We start from the raw sequence: 4,797 nt of genomic DNA on the forward strand, positions 1-4,797 counted from the left end.
CCGCAGACCTCCGCCCCGGGCACACCGGCTTCGGTGACGGGCGCCCAGGCCCTGATCCGCGCCCTGGAGCAGGCCGGGGTCAAGACCGTCTTCGGCATCCCGGGCGGCGCCGTCCTGCCCGCCTATGACCCGCTGATGGACTCCACCACCATCCGCCACGTCCTGGTCCGCCATGAGCAGGGCGCCGGCCACGCGGCCACCGGCTACGCCCAGGCCACCGGCACCGTCGGGGTGTGCATGGCCACCTCGGGCCCCGGAGCGACCAACCTGGTCACCGCGATCGCCGACGCCTACATGGACTCGGTGCCCATCGTCGCCATCACCGGGCAGGTGCCCTCCTCGCTGATCGGCACCGACTCCTTCCAGGAGGCCGACATCTGCGGCATCACCCTGCCGATCACCAAACACAACTACCTGGTCACCGACCCGGACCGGATCCCGGGCGTGATCGCCGAGGCCTTCCACATCGCCTCCACCGGCCGTCCCGGACCGGTGCTCGTCGACATCAGCAAGGACGCCCTGCAGGGGCAGACCGTCTTCCGGTGGCCCGACCGCATCGAGCCGCCCGGCTACCGGCCGGTGCGCACCCCGCACGCCCAGCAGATCCGCCAGGCCGCCCGGCTGCTCCTGGCGGCGAAGCGCCCGGTGCTCTATGTCGGCGGCGGCGTGGTCAAGGCGGGGGCCGCCGAGGAACTGCGGATGCTGGCGGAGCTGACCGGTGTGCCGGTCGTCACCACGCTGATGGCCCTGGGCGCCTTCCCGGACAGCCACCCGCTCCACCTGGGCATGCCCGGGATGCACGGCACGGTCGCCGCGGTCACCGCGCTGCAGAAGGCCGACCTGGTCGTCGCGCTCGGCGCCCGCTTCGACGACCGTGTGACGGGCCGGGCGGACAGCTTCGCCCCCCACGCCAAGATCGTGCACGCGGACATCGACCCCGCCGAGATCGGCAAGATCCGCGCGGTGGACGTGCCGATCGTCGGCGACGCCCGCGAGGTCCTGGCGGCACTGATCCCGGCCGTCCGGGCCGAGCAGGAGGCGGGCAACCGGGGCGACCTGACGGCCTGGTGGAAGCGGCTGGAGGACTGGCGGACGCGCTACCCGCTCGGTTACGACCCGGCCCCCGAGGGCCTGCTGTCCCCGCAGCACGTCATCGAGCGGATCGGTCAACTCGCCCCGCCCCAGACCGTCTTCGTGGCGGGCGTCGGCCAGCACCAGATGTGGGCCTCGCAGTTCCTCACCTTCGAGCAGCCCGGCTGCTGGCTGAACTCCGGCGGCGCCGGAACGATGGGCTACGCGGTTCCCGCCGCGATGGGCGCCAAGGTCGGCCGCCCCGAGGCCACCGTGTGGGCGATCGACGGCGACGGCTGCTTCCAGATGACCAGCCAGGAACTGGCGACCTGCGCGCTGAACAGGATCCCCGTCAAGGTCGCGATCATCAACAACGGCTCGCTCGGCATGGTCCGCCAGTGGCAGACCCTGTTCTACGACCAGAGGTACTCCAACACCGCGCTGCGCACCGGCGCCGAGCACGGTGACCAACGGGAACCGGCCCGCGGCACACGTGTCCCGGACTTCGTCCTGCTCGCCGAGGCGATGGGCTGCACCGGCCTGCGCTGCGAGGACCCCGCGGACCTCGACGCGGTCATCGAGCAGGCCAACTCCATCGACGACCGGCCCGTGGTGGTGGACTTCATCGTGCACGCGGACGCCATGGTCTGGCCGATGGTCGCCGCCGGCACCAGCAACGACGAGGTCATGGCGGCCCTGGACTCCCGCCCCGACTTCGGGGACGAGACCGACTGACCCGCCCCCGGCCCGCCCCCGCGGGTGCCGAAAGACACCCCCGGCCCGGCGGCGGGCCGGGTGACCGCGGCCCGGCGGTCCCTCCCGGCGCTACGCGAGCGGCGGGACGGCACAGGTTTCGCCGGGCGCGGCGGCTGCCGCGAGCCCAGCGGCACCGGGCGGGTCAACGGCTGCCGCGCCCCGTGCCCGGCGGCGGGGCGGCAGCCGCACCGCTCCCTTGCCCCGCCTGGCCGTTTGCAGCCAGCAGCCGGGCCAGCTCCAGCCGTTTGATCTTGGTGGTGGCGGTCTGGGGAAGATCGGCCGGCTTCCACTGCACGGGCTCCGCCATCGGCGGCAGGACGGCCGCCGCGCGCGCCCAGGCCGCCCGGTCCAGGGGCCTGTCGTCCTTGGTGCACACCACCGGCACGGCCCTGCCCGCACCGTCCGGGACGATGACGACCTCGGTGAGGTCCTCGACCATCTCGAACAGCGTGTCCTCCGCGGCGAGCGTGCTGCCGAAGCCCTCGCTCAGGTCGACCTCACGGTCCAGCAGGTGCACGCAGCCCCACTTGGGGCGGTAGCCGATGTCGCCCATCCGCCACCAGCCGCCCTCGAACACCTGGGCCTCGTAACGGTCCCGCTCGCCGAGGTAGGTGACGATCCGCCCGTCGCTGCGGACCTCGATGTGGCCCGGGTTCTGCGCCGACGGCGGCCGGCCGTCGCGGCTGACCACCCGCACGCCGGTCATGCCGGGAAAGGGCATGCCCTCACAGCGGCCGTCCTCGTCCGGCGAGCGGTGCCGGGTGAAGCCGCGCACCACCGCCGGGCCCACCTCGCTCTGCCCGTACAGCTGGCCGAAGACCGCGGACCTGCGCCGGGTGGCCCGCAGCAGGCGGTGCCCGGTGCGCGGGTGGATGGCGTCGAAAGTGCTGCTGAACAGCTTGACGTTGGACAGCGGCCCGCACGGATCGTCCGCCAGCACCTCCCACTTCATGAAGGACTTGGGATGCGCCTCCCAAATGCCCGGCGTCAGGCGGGCGAAGAGGTCCCTGGAACAACGCGCCCACACGGGCCGGTTCACCCGCGACCCATTCACCGCCCCGGCACTCCGGGCTCCATTCACCACTGCGCGGCAGGTCGCTGATCACCTCGTAGACGTCCTGCGGCGCCGCGCAGATGTGGATCTCGGCGCTGCTCTGGAAAAGCGGCTCGGATGCGCTGCTCGGTTCGCTCGTGCCTGGGATGGTGCAGAGCCGCCGGCGCGCGGGTCAAAGGCCCGATCGCTGGTACGTCAAGTCGGCCGGGCGGGTCGTGGCCGAGCAGGGCCGTACGGTCGAGCCGGCGGGGCTCGGGTCCCTTCGGGGAGGGCCATCCGCCGGCCGGCGGATCGGCCGCCGCCGTGGTGGCCGAGCTCCTGTCCTGGCTGCCGCGGCTGGGCGCGCGTCGCCGCCGGCCCACTCGCGCTGCGCGCCTCCGCTCCGACCACAGCCCCCAGGGATCCGTGCGCAGGCGGTGGCGGGTCCCGGCGAGAAGGCGACCGCGGCCCAGCACGCCAAGGGCAAGCTGACCGCGCGGGAGCGGATCGAACTGCTCCTGGACCCGGGCTCCTTCCACGAGGTCGAGCAACTGCGCCGGCACCGGGCGACCGGTTTCGGCCTGGAGGCGAAGAAGCCGTACACCGACGGTGTGATCACCGGCTGGGGCACGGTGGAGGGCCGCACGGTCTTCGTCTACGCCCACGACTTCCGCATCTTCGGCGGCGCGCTCGGCGAGGCGCACGCCACGAAGATCCACAAGATCATGGACATGGCCATCGCGGCCGGTGCCCCGCTGGTCTCCCTCAACGACGGTGCGGGCGCCCGGATCCAGGAGGGTGTCAGCGCGCTGGCCGGCTACGGCGGCATCTTCCAGCGCAACACCAAGGCCTCCGGGGTGATCCCGCAGATCAGCGTGATGCTCGGCCCGTGCGCGGGCGGCGCGGCCTACAGCCCCGCCCTGACGGACTTCGTGTTCATGGTCCGCGAGACCTCGCAGATGTTCATCACCGGCCCGGACGTGGTCAAGGCCGTCACCGGTGAGGAGATCACGCAGAACGGCCTGGGCGGCGCGGACGTGCACGCCGAGACCTCCGGCGTGTGCCACTTCGCCTACGACGACGAGGAGACGTGCCTCGCCGAGGTGCGCTACCTGCTGTCCCTGCTGCCGCAGAACAACCGGGAGAACCCGCCGCGGGTGGAGTGCACCGACCCGGCCGGCCGCCGCTGTGACGTCCTGCTGGACCTCGTCCCGGCGGACGGCAACCGCCCGTACGACATGGCCAGGGTGATCGAGGAGATCGTCGACGACGGCGAGTACCTGGAGGTCCACGAGCGCTGGGCGCGCAACATCATCTGCGCCCTGGCCCGCCTGGACGGCCAGGTGGTCGGCATCATCGCCAACCAGCCGCAGGTGCTGGCCGGCGTGCTCGACATCGAGGCCAGCGAGAAGGCCGCGCGCTTCGTGCAGATGTGCGACGCCTTCAACATCCCGATCGTCACCTTCCTGGACGTCCCCGGGTTCCTGCCGGGCGTCGACCAGGAGCACGGCGGGATCATCCGGCACGGCGCGAAGCTGCTGTACGCCTACTGCAACGCCACCGTGCCGCGGATCTCGCTGATCCTGCGCAAGGCCTACGGCGGTGCCTACATCGTGATGGACTCCCAGTCGATCGGCGCCGACCTCACCTACGCCTGGCCGACCAACGAGATCGCGGTGATGGGCGCCGAGGGCGCGGCCAACGTCATCTTCCGCCGCCAGATCGCCCAGGCCGAGGACCCCGAGGCCATGCGGCAGAAGATGGTCAAGGAGTACAAGGCCGAGCTGATGCACCCGTACTACGCGGCCGAGCGCGGTCTCGTCGACGACGTCATCGACCCCGCCCAGACCCGCGAGGTCCTCATCGGCTCCCTGGCGATGCTGCACACCAAGCACGCCGACCTGCCCTCCCGCAAGCACGGCAACCCGCCGCAGTAA

At 72.2% G+C, this 4,797-nt stretch carries 2 protein-coding genes and 2 pseudogenes; 2 read left to right on the forward strand and 2 right to left on the reverse strand.

Annotation, left to right across the window (positions count from 1 at the left end; genetic code table 11):
* A partial coding sequence (locus GV126_RS23120; RefSeq protein WP_268977416.1) for an acetolactate synthase large subunit occupies window positions 1–1,806 on the forward strand: 1,806 nt, incomplete at its 5' end.
* 163 nt (window positions 1,807–1,969) lie between these two features.
* On the opposite strand, the pseudogene GV126_RS23125 reads toward GV126_RS23120, so the two are convergent.
* Window positions 1,970–2,833, reverse strand: a pseudogene (locus tag GV126_RS23125) (acyl-CoA synthetase family protein); the annotation flags it as partial.
* Between the two features lie 7 nt (window positions 2,834–2,840).
* Window positions 2,841–2,933: pseudogene (locus GV126_RS37345) on the reverse strand (SRPBCC family protein); the annotation flags it as partial.
* Between the two features lie 349 nt (window positions 2,934–3,282).
* Here GV126_RS37345 and GV126_RS23130 point away from each other — a divergent pair.
* A complete protein-coding gene (locus GV126_RS23130; protein ID WP_159674028.1) occupies window positions 3,283–4,797 on the forward strand; it encodes an acyl-CoA carboxylase subunit beta in 1,515 nt (504 codons plus the stop codon).

This window comes from Streptomyces mexicanus (genome assembly GCF_902506575.1).
GTDB lineage: Bacteria > Actinomycetota > Actinomycetes > Streptomycetales > Streptomycetaceae > Streptomyces > Streptomyces mexicanus.